This window comes from Aeromicrobium changchenzhani (assembly GCF_057586615.1).
The window spans coordinates 299,677-321,398 of the sequence record NZ_CM172480.1; the positions used below are offsets into that span (position 1 = coordinate 299,677).

The 21,722-nt window shown below is 61.8% G+C and carries 24 protein-coding genes and 1 pseudogene; 16 read left to right on the forward strand and 9 right to left on the reverse strand.

The features are described from left to right. Together AC2YB9_RS01610 and AC2YB9_RS01615 are read left to right on the forward strand one after the other, a co-directional pair. Positions 1–1,230, forward strand: a complete 1,230-nt coding sequence (locus AC2YB9_RS01610; RefSeq protein WP_487267011.1) for an acyl-CoA dehydrogenase family protein — start codon at positions 1–3, stop codon at positions 1,228–1,230. Beyond that, a complete protein-coding gene (locus tag AC2YB9_RS01615) occupies positions 1,227–2,057 on the forward strand; it encodes an SDR family oxidoreductase (RefSeq protein WP_487267012.1) in 831 nt (276 codons plus the stop codon). Before AC2YB9_RS01610 ends, AC2YB9_RS01615 begins: the two co-directional genes overlap by 4 nt. A 32-nt stretch (positions 2,058–2,089) precedes the next feature. On the opposite strand, the gene AC2YB9_RS01620 is transcribed toward AC2YB9_RS01615, so the two are convergent. From AC2YB9_RS01620 to AC2YB9_RS01630, 3 genes are all read right to left on the reverse strand, one after another. Next, on the reverse strand, positions 2,090–2,773 hold the full coding sequence (locus tag AC2YB9_RS01620) for an SGNH/GDSL hydrolase family protein (RefSeq protein ID WP_487267013.1): 684 nt from the start codon (positions 2,771–2,773) through the stop codon (positions 2,090–2,092). 62 nt (positions 2,774–2,835) lie between these two features. Next, complete coding sequence (locus tag AC2YB9_RS01625; RefSeq protein ID WP_487267014.1) at positions 2,836–4,257, reverse strand: amidase; 1,422 nt, start codon at positions 4,255–4,257, stop codon at positions 2,836–2,838. 13 nt (positions 4,258–4,270) lie between these two features. Continuing rightward, entirely contained in the window at positions 4,271–4,603 is a 333-nt protein-coding gene (locus AC2YB9_RS01630) for a cupin domain-containing protein (protein WP_487267015.1), read from the reverse strand. A gap of 57 nt (positions 4,604–4,660) precedes the next feature. On the opposite strand from AC2YB9_RS01630, the gene trhO reads away from it, so the two are divergent. Further along, on the forward strand, positions 4,661–5,548 hold the full coding sequence (gene trhO, locus AC2YB9_RS01635; protein ID WP_487267016.1) for an oxygen-dependent tRNA uridine(34) hydroxylase TrhO: 888 nt from the start codon (positions 4,661–4,663) through the stop codon (positions 5,546–5,548). A 26-nt stretch (positions 5,549–5,574) separates the two neighbouring features. Here the strand turns inward: trhO and AC2YB9_RS01640 are convergent, their stop codons facing one another. After that, positions 5,575–6,150, reverse strand: coding sequence for a hypothetical protein (locus AC2YB9_RS01640; RefSeq protein WP_487267017.1), 576 nt, complete (start codon positions 6,148–6,150; stop codon positions 5,575–5,577). A 138-nt stretch (positions 6,151–6,288) separates the two neighbouring features. On the opposite strand from AC2YB9_RS01640, the gene AC2YB9_RS01645 reads away from it, so the two are divergent. From AC2YB9_RS01645 to AC2YB9_RS01660, 4 genes are all read left to right on the forward strand, one after another. Beyond that, entirely contained in the window at positions 6,289–6,855 is a 567-nt protein-coding gene (locus tag AC2YB9_RS01645; RefSeq protein ID WP_487267018.1) for a TetR/AcrR family transcriptional regulator, read from the forward strand. A 31-nt stretch (positions 6,856–6,886) separates the two neighbouring features. Beyond that, positions 6,887–9,127, forward strand: coding sequence for an MMPL family transporter (locus AC2YB9_RS01650; protein WP_487267019.1), 2,241 nt, complete (start codon positions 6,887–6,889; stop codon positions 9,125–9,127). Positions 9,128–9,222: 95 nt separating this feature from the next. Continuing rightward, complete coding sequence (locus AC2YB9_RS01655) at positions 9,223–10,377, forward strand: cytochrome P450 (RefSeq protein ID WP_487267020.1); 1,155 nt, start codon at positions 9,223–9,225, stop codon at positions 10,375–10,377. 55 nt (positions 10,378–10,432) lie between these two features. Next, positions 10,433–10,933, forward strand: coding sequence for an SDR family NAD(P)-dependent oxidoreductase (locus AC2YB9_RS01660; RefSeq protein WP_487267021.1), 501 nt, complete (start codon positions 10,433–10,435; stop codon positions 10,931–10,933). A gap of 1 nt (position 10,934) precedes the next feature. Here AC2YB9_RS01660 and AC2YB9_RS01665 read toward each other — a convergent pair whose 3' ends face one another. Next, positions 10,935–11,549, reverse strand: a complete 615-nt coding sequence (locus AC2YB9_RS01665; RefSeq protein WP_487267022.1) for a maleylpyruvate isomerase family mycothiol-dependent enzyme — start codon at positions 11,547–11,549, stop codon at positions 10,935–10,937. A 290-nt stretch (positions 11,550–11,839) separates the two neighbouring features. Further along, positions 11,840–13,078: a hypothetical protein gene (locus AC2YB9_RS01670; protein WP_487267023.1), complete on the reverse strand. Its 1,239-nt coding sequence runs from the start codon at positions 13,076–13,078 to the stop codon at positions 11,840–11,842. Positions 13,079–13,433: 355 nt separating this feature from the next. Between AC2YB9_RS01670 and AC2YB9_RS01675 the strand changes: the two genes are divergently transcribed. The 5 genes and pseudogenes from AC2YB9_RS01675 (at position 13,434) to AC2YB9_RS01695 (ending at position 15,551) form a co-directional block, all read left to right on the forward strand. Further along, entirely contained in the window at positions 13,434–13,829 is a 396-nt protein-coding gene (locus AC2YB9_RS01675) for a cupredoxin domain-containing protein (RefSeq protein ID WP_487267024.1), read from the forward strand. Beyond that, a complete protein-coding gene (locus AC2YB9_RS01680; protein WP_487267025.1) occupies positions 13,826–14,263 on the forward strand; it encodes a hypothetical protein in 438 nt (145 codons plus the stop codon). Before AC2YB9_RS01675 ends, AC2YB9_RS01680 begins: the two co-directional genes overlap by 4 nt. An 80-nt stretch (positions 14,264–14,343) precedes the next feature. After that, on the forward strand, positions 14,344–15,003 hold the full coding sequence (locus AC2YB9_RS01685; protein WP_487267026.1) for a GOLPH3/VPS74 family protein: 660 nt from the start codon (positions 14,344–14,346) through the stop codon (positions 15,001–15,003). 15 nt (positions 15,004–15,018) lie between these two features. Continuing rightward, positions 15,019–15,186: pseudogene (locus AC2YB9_RS01690) on the forward strand (BCCT family transporter); the annotation flags it as partial. A 38-nt stretch (positions 15,187–15,224) separates the two neighbouring features. Next, complete coding sequence (locus AC2YB9_RS01695; protein ID WP_487268666.1) at positions 15,225–15,551, forward strand: hypothetical protein; 327 nt, start codon at positions 15,225–15,227, stop codon at positions 15,549–15,551. Between the two features lie 51 nt (positions 15,552–15,602). On the opposite strand, the gene AC2YB9_RS01700 is transcribed toward AC2YB9_RS01695, so the two are convergent. The 3 genes from AC2YB9_RS01700 to AC2YB9_RS01710 form a co-directional block, all read right to left on the reverse strand. Then, positions 15,603–16,412 carry a DUF427 domain-containing protein gene (locus AC2YB9_RS01700; RefSeq protein ID WP_487267027.1) on the reverse strand — a complete coding sequence of 270 codons (810 nt, stop codon included), beginning with the start codon at positions 16,410–16,412 and terminating at the stop codon, positions 15,603–15,605. Between the two features lie 60 nt (positions 16,413–16,472). After that, positions 16,473–16,781, reverse strand: coding sequence for a hypothetical protein (locus tag AC2YB9_RS01705; RefSeq protein ID WP_487267028.1), 309 nt, complete (start codon positions 16,779–16,781; stop codon positions 16,473–16,475). Positions 16,782–16,859: 78 nt separating this feature from the next. After that, on the reverse strand, positions 16,860–17,399 hold the full coding sequence (locus AC2YB9_RS01710; RefSeq protein ID WP_487267029.1) for a DinB family protein: 540 nt from the start codon (positions 17,397–17,399) through the stop codon (positions 16,860–16,862). 224 nt (positions 17,400–17,623) lie between these two features. On the opposite strand from AC2YB9_RS01710, the gene dnaK reads away from it, so the two are divergent. From dnaK to AC2YB9_RS01730, 4 genes are read left to right on the forward strand one after another with little or no spacing between them, the layout of a single operon-like run. Beyond that, positions 17,624–19,474 carry a molecular chaperone DnaK gene (gene dnaK / locus AC2YB9_RS01715; protein ID WP_487267030.1) on the forward strand — a complete coding sequence of 617 codons (1,851 nt, stop codon included), beginning with the start codon at positions 17,624–17,626 and terminating at the stop codon, positions 19,472–19,474. 51 nt (positions 19,475–19,525) lie between these two features. After that, positions 19,526–20,113 (forward strand): nucleotide exchange factor GrpE, encoded by a 588-nt coding sequence (grpE, locus tag AC2YB9_RS01720; RefSeq protein ID WP_487267031.1) that lies wholly within the window; start codon positions 19,526–19,528, stop codon positions 20,111–20,113. A 12-nt stretch (positions 20,114–20,125) separates the two neighbouring features. After that, positions 20,126–21,271: a molecular chaperone DnaJ gene (dnaJ, locus tag AC2YB9_RS01725; RefSeq protein WP_487267032.1), complete on the forward strand. Its 1,146-nt coding sequence runs from the start codon at positions 20,126–20,128 to the stop codon at positions 21,269–21,271. Then, complete coding sequence (locus tag AC2YB9_RS01730) at positions 21,268–21,684, forward strand: heat shock protein transcriptional repressor HspR (RefSeq protein ID WP_487267033.1); 417 nt, start codon at positions 21,268–21,270, stop codon at positions 21,682–21,684. Before dnaJ ends, AC2YB9_RS01730 begins: the two co-directional genes overlap by 4 nt. Positions 21,685–21,722: the final 38 nt, after the last annotated feature.

The following is a 21,722-nucleotide window of genomic DNA, read 5'->3' on the forward strand; positions in this document are numbered from 1 at the left end:
ATGGATTTCGGTTTTGACGCAAAGACCCTTGCCCTTGTCGCACGCGTCGAGGACTTCATGGCCGCGGAGGTCTATCCCGCCGAAGCGGTCCTGAGCGAGCAGATTGAGCAGGCAATCAAAGCCGATTCCTGGGACCGGCCTGCGATCATTGGGGAAGTCCGGGCGAAGGCGAAGGCTGCCGGCCTGTGGAACTTCTTCCAGCCGCAGGGAGCCGATGGCAGCGCCGGTCTGACCAATGTGCAATATGCCGCGATTGCGGAGATCACCGGTCGCAGCCCGCAACTCGGTCCCGCCGCGTTCAACTGCGCGGCACCCGACACCGGCAACATGGAAGTGCTGACGATGTTCGGCACCGAGGAGCAGAAGCAGAAGTGGTTGGAACCGCTGCTGGCCGGCTCGATCCGCTCCGCCTTCGCGATGACCGAGCCGCGTGTCGCGTCGTCGGATGCAACCAATGTCGAGCTCAGCATCATTCGCGATGGCGATGACTATGTCATCAACGGCCGCAAGTGGTGGATCACCGGCGCGATGAACCCCGAGTGCAAAATCTTCATCGTCATGGGCAAGACCGACCCCGACGCTGATCGACACCGTCAGCAATCAATGATTCTGGTCGAACGCGACACCCCCGGCCTGGAGATCATGCGCGGAATGCATGTCTTCGGCTATCACGACCGGGATCATGGCGGCCACGCCGAGATCAACTTCGACAACGTACGAGTTCCGGCCAGCAATCTCATCGGTGGCGCGGGTGAAGGCTTCGCGATTGCCCAAGCGCGGCTCGGGCCCGGCCGAATCCACCATTGCATGCGCTCAATTGGCATCGCCGAGCGTGCCATCGAGTTGATGTGCGCTCGGGCCTCCGAACGAATTGCCTTCGGCAAGCCGTTGGCCGAGCAAGGCGTCATCCGAGACTGGATCGCCGAGTCCCGGGTCAAGGTCGAACAGTTGCGACTGCTGGCACTCAAGGCGGCTTGGCTCATGGACAGCCAAGGCAACAAGGCCGCTCACACGGAGATTCAGGCGATCAAGATTGCGACGCCCGAGACGGTCCAATGGATCCTCGACAAGGCGATGCAAACCCATGGTGCAGCAGGCGTCAGTCAGGACTTCCCGTTGGCTGAATGGTTCGCCGGTATGCGCACGCTGCGCTTCGCCGACGGGCCGGACGAGGTGCACAAGAATGCACTTGCCCGCAATGAACTCAAACGCCAAGCGCGACGAGCATGACCGATCCCTTGCAGATCGATGCAGGGACCAACGCAATTGTCACCGGTGCAGCAAGCGGAATCGGCGCGGCGATCGCGCAACGCCTGCTCGAACGCGGCGCGTCGGTCGTAATCGGCGATCTCGATGCAACCCAGTTGGCGACAACTGCTGACCGGTTTGCCGTCGACCATCCGGGCCGGGTCACCGCTGTCGCCGGCGACGCTTCGGATGCGGAGCACGTGGCGGCGTTGATCGACGCCGCCGGAACAGCCGATCTATTCGTCGCTAACGCCGGAGTGTTCACGGGCTTTGGACTTGACGCAACTGATGCCGAGTGGGCGCTGTCGTGGGACGTCAATGTTATGGGCCACGTGCTCGCGGCCCGCGCACTCATTCCCGGGTGGTTAGACTCTGCTGATACCGACCGGGTCGGCGGCTGTTTCGTCAGCACGGCCTCGGCCGCCGGCCTGCTGACCCAACTCGGTTCGCCGACCTACTCGGTCACCAAGCACGCGGCCGTGGGCTTCGCCGAATGGCTTGCCGCGACGTATGGCGACCGCGGCGTACAGGTCTGCTGTCTGTGCCCGATGGGCGTACGAACAAATATGCTCGTTGAGGGTGAGACCAGCACCGACGACGACGCGCGACTTGGGATGAAGTCGGTGACCAGCGCCGGTCGAACGCTCGACCCGCTCGATGTCGCCGACGCATTGTTGGCAGCGATCGCGGCTGGCACTTTCCTCGCATTACCGCATCCCGAAGTCGGCACGATGTACACCAACAAAGCCGCAGATCAAGATCACTGGATCAGCGGCATGCAGCGCTTCCGCAGATCACTGGAGCAGTAGAGCTGGCCGCTGCGCGGGGCGGTTCAGCCTGCTTAGCGTCGCGCGATCGCCTCAGCCATGATCTCGGCCATGCCGGCATAACCCCGATCATTGGGGTGGAAGTGATCGGCGGAGAGTTTGCCCTTCCACTTGCGCGTGCGTGGATCGCGGCACTCAGCCAAAACGAGTCCGCGCGCCTCGACCGCCCTGTCGAGGATTCGGTTGAACTCATGTGCGGCAGCCTGCGGACCCGGCTGGTTGGCAATCACGGTGCCGGCCGGCAACCTGTCGACGAGCTGCCGGAGCGAGTTTGGCAGGGCGGGACGGAAGCGTCGATTGAGGACGTCGTTGCTGCCAATGATGACGGTCACTAGATCGGGCTGGACGTCGAGGGACTCCATCATCGGAATCTGGCGTTCGAGGAGGTCATTGACCCGGCCCCCGTAGAACGACAGGTTGACCAATCGGTGCTCGGGAAGCCGCTCGGCGAGCTGTCCCGCCCAGCCGCGGTCGTACCCGCTGGCGCCGACGCTCTGCGCCATCGAGTCACCGAGAACGACCCACAACGGGCCGGATTCGGCGAGCGCCACGCGATTTTGCTGCTCCCATCGGTGAGCGTAGGGCTCGATCTGAGCCTGGACCGTGCGAACACCACGCAGCACCTTGCCTGCGAGTGTCACGATCGGACCGGGAGGGCGTCCGCTCAGATTGGAGTACTCGAAGCTGATTTCAGTCACGACATCATTATTTCAGGTGGGCGGGCGGCCTGCAGTGCGAAAATTCGTAGAGCAGGACGGCTTCAACCGATCGGCTGGTCGAGTTGCGGCCATCGATCTGCCCAAGGCGAAGCGGCCTCGATCTGGGCGCACAGCGCGAACAGTTCGCCGTCGGCGCCCGGCTTACCGGCGAGCATGACGCCAATCGGCAGACCGTCCTCCCAGTGCAACGGCAGACTCGCTGCGGTTTGGCCGCTCATGTTGTAGAGCGCCGTGTAGGGCGTGAACTGCAACTCCCGATGGTGGTCTTCGGCCGGATCACCGGACTCGTTGAACCAGTCCACCGGCTGTGGTGGCCGCGCCAGCGTCGGGGTGAGAAAGACGTCATAATCGGCCAAGTCGACGAGGATCTGACGTGTTGTTTCCTGGATGAACTGCATCGCGCCGAGCAATTCGGGACCGGTCGTCCGGCGTCCTCGTTCGCGCCAGTAGCGGGTGTTGGCGCGCAGCGTTGGTTCGGCCTCAGGCGGTATGGGAGCGGTCGCGATGCCGGTCGACCAGATGATATTGAACTGTGGTTCTAGTGCCTGCGGGAACGGATTGGCGATGTCGACGACGTCGTGGCCGAGCGACTCGAGCAAACGACTCGCCTTCTCCCATGCGGCAATCGCAGCCGGCTCGGGCGCGATGCCTTCGAGGTAAGTGGCCGACCAGCGTGCGATGCGTAGCTTCTTTGGGGTGCGGGACAGCCAATCGGTGAAGCGGAGCGGCGACCTCGAAAGCGTCCGCTGGTCGCCGGGCATTGGTTCCGCCATCAGGTCGAGCAGCGCTGCCGAATCCCGTACGGTGCGGGCAAGCGGTCCGTCGCTTGCTAGTCCGAAAATGTCGCCGCTGCCCGGACCGGCACTGAGCCGGCCGCGACTGGGCTTGAAGCCGAAAATGCCGCAACAACTCGACGGGATCCGGATTGATCCGCCACCGTCACTGCCCTGAGCGAACGGTACGAGTCCGGCCGCGACCGCTGCGGCCGCCCCGCCGCTTGATCCACCAGCATTCCGGCTGGTGTCCCACGGCGTACGGGCGGGCCCGATGAGGTCGTTGTCGGTGTAGGAGGACAGCCCGAACTCGGGCGTATTGGTCTTGCCGAGGCTAATGAGTCCGGCGTCCTCCAGAAGATCGACGACCCAGCCGTTGGCCGGTGGCACGAACTCGCGCATCACGGTCGAGCCGAACGTCGTACGCACCCCAGCGGTCGGATTGAGGTCCTTGAACGCGGTTGGGACGCCAAGGAACTGGAGGACCTCGGCGCCTGTGCGCCTACGTTGATCGGCGGTGGCCGCCCGTTCGAGCGCTTGTTCGGCGGTTACGGTGATGAAGGCGCCAAGCTGTGCGGCATATGAGCCGATGCGGTCGAGGTGATGCTGGACGAGCTCGACCGAGGAAACGTCGTGGCCGGCCAGAAGTTCGGCTTGAGCGGTTGCGTCCAGTTCGTGAAGTTCAGTCATGAGACCGCCAGCCTCAGGCGCGCTTCACCGCAGTCAGCAGGACGACGGCGTCGGTCAAGGCTTCCAGGTTGTGCCGCATATCGGGGATTGTGAGCAGTTGGCCCAGACCCAACGAGACCTGCTTGTGTGTGGTGCCGATACTGACCTTGCCCGCGAGGACCTGGACGGTCGCCTCGCCAGGATTTTCGTGATCGTCGAGCCGGGTGCCCGCAGTCAAGGCAACGATCGTCTGCGTCATGCGCGTTTCGGGACCGCCAGCGACTTTCTTCGCGGCCCGCCCAGCGGAGGAATCCTTGGCCTTTTCGAGAAGTGCGTTGGTCTGGTCGATGATGCTGATCGTTTCCATGCTCATAGTTCACCAGCAGGGAAGAAGCAGCGCAAGACAGGCCACTAGAATTGGCCCGTGGCCACCCCGAAGATACTGCTCTATTACGCGTTCGTCCCGCTTGCCGATCCGACTGCGATCAAGCTGTGGCAGCACACGCTCGCGGACTCGCTCGGATTGCGTGGTCGCATCATTGTTTCGGCGGACGGTATCAACGGCACGCTCGGTGGCGATGTCACTCAGCTCAAGAAATACATCAAAGGCACCAAAGCCTATTTACCGTTCAAAGGCATCGACTTCAAATGGAGCGAGGGCAATGCGGACGCCGATGGTCGTAGCGCCGACTTCCCACGGCTCAGCGTCAAAGTTCGCAAGGAAATCGTGACCTTCGGTGTCCCCGACGAGTTGTCGGTCGATGCTGGCGGTGTCATTGGCGGCGGTACGAAGCTCTCCCCACAGGACCTGCATACCCTCGTGGCCGAGAAGGACATCGTGTTCTTCGACGGACGCAACAAGCTCGAAGCCGAGTTGGGCCGGTTCAAGGGCGCGATCATCCCCGCTGTCGACACGACGCGCGAGTTCATCGCCGAGATCGAGAGCGGCAAGTACGACCATTTGAAGGATCGGCCGGTCGTGACTTATTGCACCGGCGGGATTCGCTGCGAGGTCCTGACGCCGATCATGAAGAGCCGCGGCTTCAGCGAGGTCTACCAACTTGACGGCGGCATCGTGCGTTATGGCGAGGCGTTCAAGGATGACGGATTATGGGAGGGCTCGCTGTATGTTTTCGACGGCCGCCGGACCATGACATTTAGCGATCACGCAGCCGTGGTCGGCCACTGCTATCGCTGCAGCGGTCCGACCAGCCGGGTTGAGGACTGTGTGGACGAGTCCTGTCTGGAACAGCTCGTGGTTTGTGACGGCTGCGCCGCCGATTCTCCCGCGGCGTGCCCTGCGCACACCTGACCGAGGGCGATTCCTGGCTCTGGGTCTCAGGAACCCCAACGCCAGGTCGCCATAACTGCCTGGCTGACCGACTCTTGCTTTGCGAGGCTCACATCGGGGCTGAACGAGAACGTGATCACGAAATTCGCCTTGTTGTGGACGACGCCGAACTGGTTGACGAGATATTTTGTGCCATTCTGGCTGGCTCCACTCGTAACGTGAGCGGCGGTCTCCCCATCGAGGTCCTGGCGCGGATGAACTTTGATATTCGACGCGTTGGAGCCCTCGAGTTCTTTTACAAATGCCGCCTCGAACTTGTCGATCTCGGTGACGCTGGCCGGCTCGACCTTGACGACGTTGACGTTGTCGGCGAAGCCGTCTTCGTCGGTCCGGTCGACCGCGAGACTGACGACTGATGGCACCTTCTGATCCGGTGCGGTCCATCCCTTTGGCGCTTTATAGGAGAAGTCGTCGGTCGAGAAAGACTTGCCGGTGGCCGCGGCGGCGGTCGAGGTTGTTGTCGTCTCAGTCTTGTCGGGATTGGCGGTGTCTGTGCCGCCGCAGGCAGTGAGGGCAAGGGCTAGTGCGGCTACCGGGGCAGCTGCGCGGATAAGTCGAAACATGGCATTAACTTTATCGGCACGGCGCCCAACAGCCAGCTGGTGGTAGGCATGTGACGCAGGTCATTCAATTCTGATTTGTCTGCGGTTCCGACCCCGCGTAATGTCGAAACGAAACTGTTTCGTATCGCTGGAGGATCCATGAGTCGACTGACTGTCGAGCGGCTGAATGAGCTGTATTCAGGCACGCTTGCGTTGGTCGCCGAGCACGGCTACGACAAGCTCACGATGGACCAAATCGCCGAGGCGACTAAGAGCAGCAAGGCAACGCTCTACCGGCAGTGGGGGAACAAGACCACGCTGGTCGTTGAAGCGATGCGGTGCATCGGTCCAGGCGAGGAAGAAATTCCTGACACCGGAACACTGCGTGGAGATCTGTTGGCGCTCGCCGATCCTGACACGACCAAGAACAAGAACGATTCGGACCTCATCATCGCGATCATGCATGCGATGGGGAACAACCTCGAACTGGCCGACGCGGTCCGTACCGAGATCATCGGACCGGCATTCGAGCGCGTTGGGATCATGATCGGGCGGGCGGTCGATCGAGGGGAGATCCCGGCCGACAATCCGGCCCTGCCATTCGTGAACCTGTTGCTAATGGCGCCAGTCGTGCTCAGTGCTCTGATCGACGGCACCGACCCCGATCCCGCATATATACGCCGCTACTTCGAGGGCGTGCTCCTTCCTGCCCTCGGCATTCACTGACCTTTTCCCACCATTTCCTAGGAGAACCCCCATGGCTTGGCACCTTTATCGCCTCGGACGCTGGTCGTTCCGTCACCGCCGGATCGTTGTGTCGTTTTGGCTCTGTCTGCTTGTCCTGATGGGGCTCGGCTCGGCCACACTGTCGGGCAAGACATCCGATCAGTTCAGCCTGCCCGGCATCGAGTCCACCCAAGCCTTCGATCTGATCAAGGCGCGTACGCCGGACGCCGCTCCCGACGGAGCCACCGCACGGATCGTCTATCAGGCGCCGGAGGGTCAGAGCCTGAAGACAGCCGGCAATAAGAAGGCGGTCCTGGCGGCAATCGCGTCGACTAAGACCGATCATGTCGTGGCGACCTCCGATCCGTACGCGTTGGGCACCGTCTCGAAGGACGGCCGCACCGCTTACGCGACGGTGTCCTACTCAAAGACTTCAATCGAACTGACTGACGCCGACCGCTCGGCACTTGAGAGCTCCCCGACCGATGCTCGTGCCGCTGGCTTGAAGGTTGCTATCGGCGGCGATGCGCTGCAACAGGTGCCCGAGAGTGGCACGACCGAACTGCTCGGCATCGGAGTCGCAATTGTCGTCCTGATCATCACGTTCGGCTCCTTGCTGGTCGCCGGTATGCCGTTGCTGACCGCTCTGATCGGGGTTGGAATCGGCATTTCAACGATTACCACGCTTACCGGCTTCATCGATCTTGGCTCGACCACGCCGATTCTGGCGACGATGCTTGGTCTTGCTGTCGGTATCGACTACGCATTGTTTATCGTGTCGCGCTATCGACATGAGGTACGCACTGGCAAAGACTACGAAGAAGCCGCTGGCCGCGCGGTCGGCACGGCCGGGTCTGCAGTCATCTTTGCGGGACTTACCGTCATCATCGCCCTCGCCGGACTGTCAGTGGTCAACATTTCCTTCTTGACCGAGATGGGTCTCGCGGCGGCCGGAACGGTTGCGGTTGCGGTATTAATTGCATTGACAATGCTCCCGGCGTTGTTCGGTTTTGCTGGGCGGCGGATTGCTTCGGGCAAACTGCCCTTCCTCAAAGCGCGCGACCCCGAGGACGGGAGCGGCACGCTTACGAATGGCCGTCGCTGGGCTGACTTCATCACCCGGCATCGGGTGGCAACCTTTGTGACCGGTCTATTGGTCGCAGGCGTCGTCGCCATTCCAGTCGCCTCGATGCAACTTGCGCTGCCCGATGACGGCACTGCCGCGAAGGACAGCGGTCCGCGACAGGCATACGACTTGATCGCCGAAAACTTTGGTGCGGGCACCAATGGCCCGCTGCTCGTTGTGGTCGACACCAAGAACGCAGCGGATCCGGAGGCGGCCGTGACCCGCGTCGTTGCGAAGGTCAAGGGGATCAAGGCCGATGTCGCCGCAGTCGTCTCGCCAGCGCCTGATCCGAAGGACAGCAAGGCAGTTACGGCCTATCAGGATCAGCTCGATAAGGCGCAGTATGCGATGGTCACGGTGGTTCCCAAGAGTGGTCCATCGGATGCGAAGACGCAGGCGTTGGTCGATGACATCCGTTCGGCGGTGAAGGGGACGGAGGCCGACACCGGCGCGCGTGCTCTGGTGACTGGTCAAACGGCGTTGGGTGTCGACATCTCGGAGAGTCTTGCGACCGCGTTCCCGAAGTATCTACTTGTCGTGGTGGGCTTCGCTTTCCTCCTGCTGACGATCGTGTTCCGTTCGTTGCTGGTGCCGCTCAAGGCTGTCGTGGGCTTCCTGCTTTCAGTCGGAGTTGCCCTCGGCGCGACCGTCGCGGTGTTCCAGTGGGGTTGGTTCGCAAATCTCATCGGCATCGACAAGTCTGGGCCGGTGCTGTTCATGCTGCCGCTGTTGCTGACCGGCATCTTGTTTGGTCTTGCGATGGACTACGAGGTCTTCCTGGTTTCGCGGATGCGGGAGGAATACGTACACGGCAAATCTGCGGGTGAAGCAGTTGTCTACGGCTTCCAATATGGCGCGCGGGTCGTGACTGCGGCCGCTGCGATCATGATTGGTGTGTTCGGCAGCTTCGCGCTCGGCGATGATGCTGTGGTCAAGTCAATCGGCTTCGGCCTTGCAATCGGCATCCTTGCCGATGCCTTCCTGGTCCGTATGACTTTGGTTCCGGCATTCATGGCGTTGTTGGGCGATCGGATGTGGTGGTTGCCGCGCTGGCTGGACCGCATACTGCCCAATCTCGACATCGAGGGTGAGTCGCTCGCGCTTGAGTCGGTGGCCGTGCAGGACAAGGAGTTCACCTCCGCCTGATCCACCGATCCGGCTATGTCGGCTGGTTCGTATCCGTACCCGGTTGCGAACCAACGTCGAGGACTACCATGGAGACTGCGAAGTGAGGGGTGGCCGTGACGGTTGATCGTCCTGTCGACTGGGATCCGCGATCCGATGACGTGTTGGCTGATCAAATCGCCGCATACGACGAGATGCGCGGCCGGTGTCCGGTGCCATTTAGCTCGAGCGGGAACTGGGCCGTATTGCGGCACGACGATGCCCTGACCGTGCTCGATGATTCCGTGACGTATTCCAACTCGGTGTCGCAACACCTGTCGGTTCCGAATGGAATGGATCCACCTGAGCACACCGTTTTCCGCAGAATTGTCGATCGCTATTACCGCTCCGCGCCGATGGTAGCGTTCGAACCAACCTGCCGACAAATCGTCACCGAACTCATCGATGAGCTGCCGCGGGTGCGCGAAGTCGACTTCATGTCCGAGTTCGCCGAGCCCTTCGCGAATCGACTGCAGTGTGCGTTCATGGGGTGGCCGGATCGGCTGCGCGCGCCACTGCGCGAGTGGACGAAGAAGAACCATCGGGCGACTCTCGCTGCAGACCGCACCGCGATGTCAGCGGTCGCGATGGAATTCGACTCCTACATTCGCGAGCAACTCGACGAGCGGCGCGCTGCGGGCCAAGCCGCACCAGATGACGTGACCACAGCACTGCTTCGTGAGACGGTCGAGGGTCGCGCCCTGACGGACGAGGAGATCGTTTCAATCGTGCGGAACTGGACTGTCGGGGAGCTCGGGACGATCGCCGCCAGCATCGGAATAATCGGCGGTTATTTGGCTGAGCATCCCGCACTGCAGGCTCTCCTGCGTGCGGATCCGAGTCTTGCGGAGCGAGCGAGCGATGAAATTCTGCGTATCCATCCGCCGCTCATCGCGAATCGACGGCGCACGACGTGTCCGGTGAAACTTGGCGGCCGCGACATTCCTGAGGGTGAGCGACTGCTTGTCGTATGGGCTTCGGCAAATCGGGATGAAGCGGCTTTCGGCGACCCCGATGCATTCCGTCTCGATCGCGACCCGTCGCAAAACCTCCTGTATGGCAGGGGAGTCCACTACTGTCCGGGCGCTCCACTTGCGCGGCTCGAACTGCGGGTGTTTATTGAGGAACTCCTCGCCGCAACGACGCAAATCAAGCTCGGCGCCGACACCGAAGCAATCAACGCGCACTACCCAGCCAGCGGATACGCATCGCTCCCGATCATCCTCAGCTGAGCGGTCGGCGACGCGATGCTGCGGCTGATCCTGCGCGGGCCCTAAAGTCGACGTCATGACCGATCTTCGGGATAAACACGTGATCGTTACCGGTGGTTCACGGGGCATCGGTGCCACGATTGCGGGTGAAGCCAATGCTTGCGGTGCCCGGATCTCGCTCATCGCACGCGGCGCGGAAGCTCTCCGGAGCACTGCGGAATCCATCGCGGCAGATGTCTGCTGGCAGGCCTGCGACGTGACGGATGTCGAGTCGCTCAGCACGGCCATTCGAGCGTTGGAATCACGATCGGGGCCCTGCGATGTCCTCGTCTGTTGCGCCGGCACAGCGCTGCCAGGGCGTTTCGTGGATGTTCCGGTGAACGAATTCGACGCCCAATGGCAGCTCAACGTGCACGGCTCCGTCGCAGCAGCGTTAGTGCGCGGCGTCCAACGCAATAAACCCAGTGTGACCGTTGACAATGCAACTCGAGTCTTCCGCCACTTCGGTGGCTTGCTTGAGCCGGCGATCGGGTGGTCGTTCAGGCGGACAATGCGGCAAGTGCGAGGCAGCCACTAATTCACTCCAGCGTGGACACGCCAGGTCCGTCAAGATCACTCAGCGCTACGGTACGACCCGAGATGGCGAGGAGTAGTGACAATGCGGGGCCGTTGACTTCGGGGCCGCTACCAATCGAGAGATCCGTATCGGTGGCTTGCAATCGGACGGCAGCAATGCGTTGCTTGGCACCACCAAGAGCGACCGATGTGCGTGCTTGGTAGCGAAGCGATTGGACGACCGCGGCCAACGGATACTGGCGCCTAATCCCAAGTGGTCGCCGGATGTCCTCGCCGTGAATGACCTCCTCGACGAGCCGGCTGTCGAGTGGCGCCGGTGGCGTCGATGTTCGGGCTGTGACCCGTCGAAGCCGTTCGAGCGTTTCGGGTGGAGTGGCACCGCGTTCGTAGGTGATGCCCTGCGCGTTTTGCCGATCGAAGTCGAATCGTGCGCGAATCAAGCCCTGGATGAAACTCAGACGCGTGCTGTTGGCATTGTCGATCAGGTGAGCGGCGACGTCGTGGACAGTCCAGTCGGCGCATAGTGAGGCGTGAGTCCACTGATCATTGGTGAGGTTAGCGAGGTCATTGGTCAGGGCCATACGTTCCGCGTGCACGATGGGCCAAATAGCACTCATCGAGACACTCTCTCACGCCCGCTTCGGCACGCCGGGCACTCTTACCTGTGGGAGCGCACGCGTCCAACGTGGATGACCAAGGCGGCTAGGCTCGGACGAAGAAAAACGGGGCAACGGGACGTTGGATTAAGGGACTTCCCAAGTCCGAGAAACCGTGGTCGAGGATAGACATGGGTGGTGGCGACGAAGGACACGGTTTTGGGCAAGGCCTCGACCAAGAAACTGGGCTACAGCCGGTGGGCTGAACCCGTGCGCATCACTACGCCGCCCGCTGGCCTGTGTCGGCCCGGTCAGGAGCGCGTGAACCGCCAGGTCATCATGATGCCCTGAACGGCGGACGAACTGACCGCCCGTAAGTCTGCATCGGCGTCGACGAACAACGTCTTGAGTTCTTGGTCGGGCTGATAGGTGAGGAGCTTATCGGCGACGGGCGTCCAAATTTTGTCGCGGAGCTCCCACAGCACCGGCTCGCGTGCAGAGTATTTCAGTGACACCTTCGCGGTGTTCGGACGTCCGCCGCCGAGATACCAACGTCCATCGACCTTAAGCGCGGTCGGCACGTATGACACCTTGCCGGTGGCATCGCTCAGTGGCACGGCGGTGTGCAGTTTCCTGTCTCGTACGATTTGGACGGCGACTTGGTCAGCATTGTGTTGGCCGGTGTCGTGGCCCACCCATACGAGCGTCGCTGCGCCTGCTCCGTCTTGTAGGGCAGAAAGCGAGGTGTTGGGCGGGCCCGATCCGATCCGTCGCCAGTGGAGCTCTGCATCGTCGGCATACCAAATAGTGGCACGTTTAGTCGTGACACCAGTGACGGCGACGAGACCGCTGCCCGTCGATCCGATGGCGTCGACAGCGGTGTTCTGCGGGAAGGCGCCATCGCTCCACCGGCAGTTGTCGATCTCGCACCGCAGAAGCGACGCTTCGTCGAGCTTGTGGGTTCGATCCCGTTGGCGAGTCGTCACGACGGCAATATCGGTCGTGCCGAAGCGTGCTAACGCCGCGTCGACTGTCCCGATAGCACCATTAATCTCGTTACTGCGTAGGTCGACCGGCAGCCTGATCGGATCGGCAGCCTGCATCCGGTCGCTCGAGCGCGCCAACTTCGAGCCGGTCCAGGCCAGGGGACGCTCCGTCGTGGTGAGGTCGTCAAAGTCGACGTTCTTGGGCGTGGTGGCGACGGCAACCCACGGCGCTCCGTGGCTGCCCGGCAGAGTTGCGACAGCGGCTGGTTCGGCGTTCTTGCCGCCGGGCAGCATTACGTCAAGGCTCTGCTTGGCGAACTTTGCGCGCGCGATCGGATCGACGAGCGTCATTTGTCCATGCTCGATGCCGAGTTTGATTGACGTACGGCCATCTGTCTCGAAAACCGGGAATGCGTAGTCGTCATAGATCTGGAGTTGGATGTCGGTCAGCGTGGCAGCGAGCGGCGCGGCGCTATCGTTCTCCCGAACCTGCCACGCGATAACAGCCAGCACCACCATGAAACCGACACCGGCACCGACGATCCACCACCAAAACTTGGACAAGATCGACCCCCTGAATCATGTACTTAGCTGATGAATCGTAGAACACGTCATTCGGGCGGGACCACTCACCCGCTATCACTGCCGCCCTTACGATAGCGGCCCGCACCCTCGTGTTCGATCGGTTGGGTCGGTTGTGCACTAACTGTTTCGGTGGCGATCATCGCGGCGGAAGGGACACCACCTCATACGGAAGAACCCGCGCAACGGTCAATTCAAGTTGCGGACTGCCGTACGCGACTTACAGTTGCGAGATACGCGAAACCCATGCGATTGGCCCTACGAATCGCCCCAGAGCCCGGCGGTCGGGACCGCTAACGCGGCGTAACCCAAATCCCTATCTCATCTGGAGATCACCGTGAAGCTCAAGACCGCATTCGTAAGTTTGGCAACTGTTGCACTTTTGGTCGGCACCGCTGGTTGTGGTTCATCAGAGCAGGATTCGGGATCAACGTCGCCGAAGTCGAGCTCGTCCGCGCCGAGCTCTGACGGCTCGGACGCCAGCACCTCGACCACGATCGTCATCAAGGACTTCGAATACAAAGTACCGAAATCGGTTGCTCCTGGCGCCACGATCACCGTTAAGAACGAAGACACCGCGGCCCACACGGCGACGGCGGACGGTAAAGGCGACTTTGACGCCAAGGTTGACGCGGGTGGCACCGCAACCTTCACCGCACCGAAGCAACCGGGCACCTACAAGATCAAGTGCACCTACCACCCCAACATGTCTGGAACCTTGGTGGTCAAATGAGCACAGGTGAAGCCACTCAGATGACGTCAAGCTCCCTGGCGCTGTGGGGTTTGCGCATTCTCACCGCGGTGATGCTCATCGTCGACGCAGTCGTGCATCTGCAGCAGGCGTCCAATTATCAGCTGGCTGCGCCCGGCGGCATCGGGGAGGGCAACATCTTCCGCATCGAGGCGATCGTCGCGATCGGCGTCGCTGGCTACGTCCTACTCATTGGCTCCCGGCTCTCGTTCATCCTCGCGTTTCTCGTCGCCGCGAGTGCTTTTGCAGCAGTCGTGTTCTACCGCTATGTGAATGTCGGCGGTTTCGGCCCGATCCCGGCAATGTATGAACCCATCTGGTTCAGTTCCAAGGCTTGCAGCGCGGTTGGCGAGGCGGTCGGTGCGCTCAGCGCGGCGATTGGCATCGTCGTCGTGGGGCGTCGCGCCCGCTCCTGATCGGCGCGATTACGCCGCCGCCTGCGACCTTGGCCGTGGAACGCATCAGTCGCCGAGCTGCTCGCCACTATGCTGAGGGCATGGACACCGCCGCTGAGATCTTCCTCTTGTTGACGAACGACGAAGGTGGCCCGGCAAGTTGGGGTACGCAGAGTGCGTGGGCGCTGAGTGCTGCGGCGATCGCAGATCTCTTGATCGAGGAACGACTCGTTCTGGAGGATCAGAAGGATCCCAAAGTGCATGTCGCGGACTCGACGCCGACCGGTCGAGCAGCACTCGACAAGGTGCTCAACCGCGTCGGCGAGAAGGATGGTGCGAAGCTGTCTGCCTTGGTCCAAGACCGGAAGCTCAATCCGGAAGCCGAAGTCGTCGAGCTGCTCGTCGATAGGGGCGTCGTCGGCGTTGTGCCCTCAAGAATGCTTGGCTTGGTTGCCGAGAAACGCCCGACCCTTGACCCACAACCCGAACGCGAGATCCGCGACCGCTTGCGCAGCATCCTTGCCGGTGGTCGCCCGTCGGCGACTGACGCGACGTTGTTGGCGATCCTTCAGGGCCTCGGCGTTGCCAAAAAGGTGCTCGCCGAGGAGTCAAACGGTATGTCGGCGAAGGACGTCAAACGTCGTATCGAAAACGCGTCCAAGGAGGTCGCCGTCGGGGCGGCGGTCAAGCGGGCGATCGACGGCTTGAACGCAGCGATCATCACCGCGGTCATCGTGCCGATAGTCATCGCGGGCAGCTGACGAAACGCCGGGAACGTGGCTCAGATTTGTTCTGACTCGCCGCTGCGACGACGGCAGCGCCATACTCGCACGGCCGTTTTCTTCTTCACCACGTCCTCGGATTCGGGTTCACTGGTCATCGCCGTTCTCTCCAGCAGCGGTAATCTTGAGCCGCGCAAGCTGACGCAGGTCTATTGGGTGGTCCTCGAGGGAGCCGCAAGACGATGCCGCAATATGTGCGTGTGCATCGTCCTGTCGCTCCCGATGCGGTCAGCGGTGCCGCGACTCCGGTGCGCCGTTCAAACCGCAATGTTTCGGCTACGCTGGCCGGCTTTGACCCGTCAGCGGCGCGTGCGGATAGCGACGGTACGAATCATGGGGTGTTCGCGATCCACGTAGTGTCCAGCGGGGCCCTCAAAATGGATCCGGCGACTGGAGCCTGGGACATTGCCGAAACGTCGAGCGGCACCAATCCGCTCGGCGGGGAAGTGTTCGACAGCCCTGAATTCGAGGAATCGGCCGAGGGACAGACGCGGGCGAACGGCGAGGACGACACTCTGAAGGAATAGTGCTGCTCGACCCTCCGGCCGCGTCATGCGATCCATGTGGGGGCGGCCCGTTCAGGATCTGATCGGCATACCGGTGTCGATCGGCTCACCCGAAACGCGAACCGCCAGGCCGTCGCCATGAAAAGCTAGGTGGTCCCGAATCGACATGACGCCGGCGTATGGGTTCGGGTAGTACCACGCGCCGTCCTTGACTCCTGCCACGTCAAGGTAGGAGGCCTCACCCTTGTAGGGGCAGTACGTGTGGGTTGGGGAGACCTCCAAGAATCCTGCCGGGACATCCTCGCGGGGGACATAAAAACGGTTGGGTAGGTGCCCTTCGGAGAGCACCAGCGCTCGGCGCGTCTCGGCTATCACTTCGCCACGCACAAGCAGTTCGACCGGCCGCGAAGTGCGGCGCACATCGATCCGGGTGTAAGGGTCTCGCGGGTGCCCTCGGGTCTCCTCGTCCTCGTCGAACCACGCATTCATCGCATCCCAGTAGAAGGCGACGTATCCCGCCAGCCAAGATGCCTCTGGCAGGGGTTCGAGATAGCCCCAGACGGCATTCTCCGCAGTTTGACCTCCGGCCTCGACGTCCCAATACGACGCGTCGCCCTTAAACGGGCAATGTGTTGGGTGCTCGGTCGGCGTTAACTTTGCGAGGACATCTGCCCGGGGGACATAGAGCGCCACCATCAGCTTGCTCTCGTGCAGCAACATTGCGCCTAACGAGTCCAGGACCAACTCACCGCCGAGAAAGGCGCGGATTCGTCGTGGAAACGAATCGAAGAACAACCGGTGTTGCGGACCGTCGATTTGGTAGTTGACTGTGGCGGGTCCGGTGCTGGACAGAGGGCGGTTCGGACCAAGAGTGAGAGACATATGGATATTGTCCCTCCCTGCGCGGCTTGGCGGAGCCGGTCACGTAGTTCGTCGATCCTCTTATTCGTGCGTTGTTTCGGACGCATGTGGTTTGCGGCGAACTGCGGCCGTGACGCCGGTACCAATACCCGCGACAATGATGATCAGACCACCGATTCGAAAGAGCTTCGGTGAAGTCTCATACTCACGGATCTTGTTGTAGCTCTCCGTCGAGATTGCGCAGCCACTGTTCTCATCGACGAACCCGGAACTCGCCGTGTTCTGCGGAACGCATTCACCTTTCGGCGGCCCGGGTTGCAACACGATCATCAGAACGCCGATGGCGATGATGGCTGCCGCTGCGATGAACATCTTCATCCGTGTCGTCATGGCAAGTGATTAGATCACACCGTTACTTCGGGGCAGTCCCGTTGACGGGTCCGGCGCCGACGACCCACTGAAACTGTTTTACTGACCGGTGCGACCGTCGATGCATTCACGCAAAAGATCAGCGTGGCCCACGTGACGTGCGTACTCCTCAATGAGGTGCACGATGATGTCGCGGGTTGCTACTTCATTCCCGTGGACTTGGACGAGTTTGTCTAGGTCCAGGGAGGCGCATACTTCGCGGGCGTGTGCGACTTCGTGGCGCCAAGACGTCCATGCGTCGGCAACGACCACTTCGTCGGGGACCGCTTGGTGGAAGTCTAGGTCGGGATCGTCGCTGGATCGGTACAGCAAGGGAAGTTCTGGGTGGCCCTCAAACACGCGGCGGGTCCAGGAGTGCTCGACTCGGGCGAGGTGGCGGATCAGTCCCAATAGCGACATCGTCGAGGGCGGTACCGAGCGCGCCGCCAGTTGTTCGGCAGTCAATCCCTCGCATTTGAGCTCGAACGTCATGCGGTAGCGATCGAGGTACTCGGTGAGGACAGCCTTCTCACCTCGACCTGTCGGGATTGTTCCCCTCGGGTCGTCGGAGGCGTCGAGCCACATGCCGTTGAAGTTCATACGGTCGATACAAGCAGCGCTTGCTTATTCTGCGCAACCTGTCACCGGGGTGCGTTGATTTCTATGGGCGGACGTCGTAGGTGCAACTTGGTGACTGAATTCGCTTGGACCGACCCGGAATTTTTCTTCTGCTTCGAGAGTTGATAACATTAGACTCAAGTCAGTTGATGCGAGTTAATCAACTACTCACAGACATTGCACAATCACATCCAGTAGGAGGAAACATGGCACGAGCGGTCGGAATTGACCTCGGAACGACCAATTCGGTCGTTACCGTACTCGAAGGTGGAGAACCCACCGTCATCGCCAACGCCGAAGGCGCCCGCACCACCCCGTCGGTCGTTGCCTTCGCCAAGAACGGCGAAGTTCTGGCTGGCGAAGTCGCCAAGCGTCAGGGCGTTACCAACGTCGACCGTACGATCCGTTCGGTCAAGCGTCACATGGGTACCGACTGGAACGTCGACATCGACGGCAAGTCGTTCACGCCGCAGCAGATCTCGGCCTTTGTGCTGCAGAAGCTCAAGCGTGACGCCGAGGCTTACCTCGGTGAGCCGGTCACCGATGCCGTCATCACAGTCCCGGCCTACTTCAATGACGCCCAGCGTCAGGCCACCAAGGAAGCCGGCGAGATTGCGGGCCTCACGGTCAGCCGTATCGTCAACGAGCCCACCGCGGCCGCACTCGCATACGGCCTGGACAAGGGCGACGAGCAGACCATCTTGGTGTTCGACCTCGGTGGCGGCACCTTCGATGTCTCACTGTTGGAAATTGGCGACGGCGTCGTCGAGGTCAAGGCCACCAGCGGTGACAACAACCTCGGTGGTGACGATTGGGACCAGAAGATCGTCGAGTGGGTCGTTGAGAAGTTCAAGGCCAGCAACGGCCTCGATCTGACCAAGGACAAGATGGCGATGCCGCGCATCCGCGAGGCTGCCGAGCGCGCGAAGATCGAGCTGTCCAGCTCGCAGTCGACCTCGATCAACCTTCCGTACATCACCGTTGACGCCGAAAAGAACCCCGTGTTCCTCGACTTGACGCTGACCCGCGCGGAGTTCGAAAAGATCAGCGCTGATCTGCTCGAGCGCACCAAGAAACCTTTCCACAACGTGATCAAGGACGCTGGGATCAGCGTCGATGGTATCGGTAGCGTCGTCCTCGTCGGCGGCTCGACTCGTATGCCTGCAGTCTCCGATCTGGTCCGCAAACTGACCGGTGGCAAGGAGCCCAACAAGAGCGTCAACCCCGATGAGGTTGTCGCGGTTGGTGCGGCACTCCAAGCCGGCGTCCTCAAGGGCGAGGTCAAGGATGTTCTGCTGCTTGATGTCACGCCGTTGAGCCTCGGCATCGAGACCAAGGGCGGCGTCATGACCAAGCTCATCGAGCGCAACACGACAATCCCGACGAAGCGCTCGGAGGTCTTCACGACCGCCGACGACAATCAGCCCTCCGTCGCGATTCAGGTTTACCAAGGTGAGCGCGAGATGGCGGCCAACAACCAGTTGCTGGCCACCTTTGAGCTGACCGGCCTGCCGCCAGCGCCGCGTGGTGTCCCGCAGATTGAGGTCACCTTCGACATCGACGCCGACGGCATTGTGCACGTGTCCGCCAAGGACCGTGGCACAGGCAAGGAGCAGTCGATGACGATCAGCGGTGGTTCGGCCCTGTCCAAGGACGACATCGACAAGATGGTCAAGGACGCGGAGGAATACGCCGAAGAGGATCGTAAGAAGCGCGAAGAGATCGACACCCGCAACCAGGCCGAGTCGCTTGTCCATACGACCGAGAAGTTCGTGGCCGAGAACGGCGACAAGATCGGTGCGGAGCTCAAGGATGAAGTCGAGGCCGACACCGCAGCGCTGAGCGAAGCGCTCAAGGGTGAGGATCTCGAAGTCATCCAGGGCGCAGTGTCCAAGCTGGGCGAATCTAGCCAGAAGATGGGCACCGCGATGTATGAGGCGGCGGCTGCGGAGCAGGCAGCAAATCCGGCTGCAGATGGTGCCTCGAGTTCGGACTCGGCCGACGACGATGATGTCGTCGATGCTGAGATCGTCGATGATGAGGGTGAAGTTAAGTGATCGCCCTTCGATACGCCCCCTCGTTTTTCGAGGGCTACTCAGGAGCCGCCCATGTCCGCCGATGAGCCGATGGATCCGGATGTCGTAGAGCCGGTCGAGGAGTCGGAGGCCCCTGCGGCCGCCGACGCCTCGGCCGAGGCGTCGGCTCCCGAAGAGCCGGCCGTGCCGACCGCTGAGGAACAACTCGCCGAGCGCACTACCGACCTGCAACGACTGCAAGCCGAGTACGTCAACTACAAGCGCCGCGTCGACCGTGATCGGGTGTTGGTCAAGGCGCAGGGTGAGGCCAGTGTGCTTCGTTCGCTCCTGACGGTGCTTGATGACATTGGTCGTGCGGACGAACACGGCGAGCTCGTCGGCGGCTTCAAAGCCGTTGCCGATTCGCTCCAACGAGCGCTCAAACGCCACAAACTCGAAATTTTCGGGGCCAAGGGTGATGAATTCGACCCGCGGTTGCATGAGGCGTTGTTCCACGCTGGTGAGTCGGCCGAAGTCGCGACGACGACGGTCGATTCGATCATTCGTACCGGCTATCGCGTCGGCGAAGAGGTCCTACGGCATGCGCAGGTCAGCGTCGTCGATGCGGCCAGCGAGCCGATGGCTGAACCAGCGGCGCAGGACAACGGCGAATCGAAGTAGGGAGGTGTTCGCGTGAGCAGCAGTGATTGGGCGACCAAGGACTTTTACAAGACCCTTGGGGTCAAGAAAGACGCGTCAGCGGCCGAAATCAAGAAGGCCTATCGCACGTTGGCGCGCGACAACCATCCCGACTCCAACCCGAATAACAAGCAGGCCGAGGAACGCTTCAAAGAAGTATCCGAGGCCTACTCAGTGTTGTCCTCAGTGGACAAGCGCAAGGAGTACGACGAGCAGCGCAGCATGTTCGGACAGTTCCGCCAGCCCGGCGGATTCGGCGGCGGCGGGGGTGGCGGCGGGGGTGTCGGAGGTCAACAGGACTTCGACATCTCCGACCTGCTCGGCGGATTGTTCGGTGGCGCGCGTGGTAGTCAGGGGCGACGCGCACGGCCGCAGGCACGGCGCGGCGGCGACGTCGAGACCGAGGCGACTATTGCGTTCGAGCAAGCGGTCGGCGGAGTCACGCTGCCATTACGGATGACCAGTGATGAAGCGTGTCCGACCTGCAACGGCACCGGCGCCAAGCCAGGCACCGTGCCGAAGGTCTGCGGCAAATGCCAAGGCAGCGGTATGCAAACCGGCACTTCTGGTGGGCTCTTCGCCATGACGGAGCCGTGTGAGGAGTGTCGCGGACGGGGCATGGTGGTCGAGCATTCGTGCAAGACCTGTCGGGGCTCGGGCCGGTCGCCATCCAGCCGGACCATGCAGGTCAAGGTGCCAGCGGGGGTCAAGGATGGGCAGAAAATCCGGTTGCGTGGCAAGGGCGGCAAAGGTGAGAACGGTGGCCCTGCTGGCGATCTACTGCTACTCGTCCACGTCAAACCGGACCGGATCTTCGCCCGCAAAGGGGACAATCTAACGATCACGGTTCCCATCGCGTTTGATGAGGCCGTGCTCGGCGCCCAAATCCAGGTCCCGACCCTTGGCGGTGCTCCGGTGACGATCCGCATACCGGCTGGCACACCCAATGGACGTACGTTCCGGGCTCGGGGCAAGGGCGCGCCGCGGAAGGGCGGGACAGTCGGCGATCTTCTGGTAACGGTCGACATTCATGTTCCAGCTGACCTGTCCGAGGCCGCACGCGCTGCGGTCGAGGTATTCCGTGATGCGCAGGCCGATGTCGATCCGCGGGCAGAATTATTCGGGACGGTGCCGTCATGAGTGGTTTCACCGCCGCCAATCCCATTGGTGGATTTAAGCCGCCAGGGCCCGAGGCGAAGGTCTTCGTGATCAGTGTGGCCGCGGAGCTCTCGGGATTGCATCCGCAAACACTGCGCACCTACGACCGGCTCGGACTTGTCGCGCCGGGACGTTCTGGTGGCGGCGGGCGGCGCTACTCGATCCGCGACATTGAAGCGCTGCGCACGGTCGCCAAATTGACCTCAGAAGGCCTCGGCCTAGAGGGCGTCAAACGTGTCCTCGAACTTGAGCACCAAGTCTATGCCTTGCGCGAGCGCGTCGTCGAACTCCAAGTCGAACTCGCCGCCGCGCATCACGCGTTGAGTACGACGCAAAACCTCCCAGCGCTGGTCGCCAGCCAACAGATCGCTGTCTGGAGTAAGAAGCGTCGCTGACGAGTCACTCACGTGCGCTGAGGAGTCACTCACGTGCG

What these genes read in the sequence shown, in the direction of transcription:
- AC2YB9_RS01610 (WP_487267011.1), top strand. Translation starts at nt 1, where the DNA reads ATGGATTTCGGTTTTGACGCAAAGACCCTTGCCCTTGTCGCACGCGTC.
- AC2YB9_RS01615 (WP_487267012.1), top strand. Translation starts at nt 1,227, where the DNA reads ATGACCGATCCCTTGCAGATCGATGCAGGGACCAACGCAATTGTCACC.
- AC2YB9_RS01625 (WP_487267014.1), bottom strand. Translation starts at nt 4,257, where the DNA reads ATGACTGAACTTCACGAACTGGACGCAACCGCTCAAGCCGAACTTCTG.
- AC2YB9_RS01630 (WP_487267015.1), bottom strand. Translation starts at nt 4,603, where the DNA reads ATGGAAACGATCAGCATCATCGACCAGACCAACGCACTTCTCGAAAAG.
- AC2YB9_RS01640 (WP_487267017.1), bottom strand. Translation starts at nt 6,150, where the DNA reads ATGTTTCGACTTATCCGCGCAGCTGCCCCGGTAGCCGCACTAGCCCTT.
- AC2YB9_RS01645 (WP_487267018.1), top strand. Translation starts at nt 6,289, where the DNA reads ATGAGTCGACTGACTGTCGAGCGGCTGAATGAGCTGTATTCAGGCACG.
- AC2YB9_RS01650 (WP_487267019.1), top strand. Translation starts at nt 6,887, where the DNA reads ATGGCTTGGCACCTTTATCGCCTCGGACGCTGGTCGTTCCGTCACCGC.
- AC2YB9_RS01660 (WP_487267021.1), top strand. Translation starts at nt 10,433, where the DNA reads ATGACCGATCTTCGGGATAAACACGTGATCGTTACCGGTGGTTCACGG.
- AC2YB9_RS01665 (WP_487267022.1), bottom strand. Translation starts at nt 11,549, where the DNA reads ATGAGTGCTATTTGGCCCATCGTGCACGCGGAACGTATGGCCCTGACC.
- AC2YB9_RS01680 (WP_487267025.1), top strand. Translation starts at nt 13,826, where the DNA reads ATGAGCACAGGTGAAGCCACTCAGATGACGTCAAGCTCCCTGGCGCTG.
- AC2YB9_RS01685 (WP_487267026.1), top strand. Translation starts at nt 14,344, where the DNA reads ATGGACACCGCCGCTGAGATCTTCCTCTTGTTGACGAACGACGAAGGT.
- AC2YB9_RS01700 (WP_487267027.1), bottom strand. Translation starts at nt 16,412, where the DNA reads ATGTCTCTCACTCTTGGTCCGAACCGCCCTCTGTCCAGCACCGGACCC.
- AC2YB9_RS01705 (WP_487267028.1), bottom strand. Translation starts at nt 16,781, where the DNA reads ATGACGACACGGATGAAGATGTTCATCGCAGCGGCAGCCATCATCGCC.
- AC2YB9_RS01710 (WP_487267029.1), bottom strand. Translation starts at nt 17,399, where the DNA reads ATGAACTTCAACGGCATGTGGCTCGACGCCTCCGACGACCCGAGGGGA.
- dnaK (WP_487267030.1), top strand. Translation starts at nt 17,624, where the DNA reads ATGGCACGAGCGGTCGGAATTGACCTCGGAACGACCAATTCGGTCGTT.
- grpE (WP_487267031.1), top strand. Translation starts at nt 19,526, where the DNA reads ATGTCCGCCGATGAGCCGATGGATCCGGATGTCGTAGAGCCGGTCGAG.
- AC2YB9_RS01730 (WP_487267033.1), top strand. Translation starts at nt 21,268, where the DNA reads ATGAGTGGTTTCACCGCCGCCAATCCCATTGGTGGATTTAAGCCGCCA.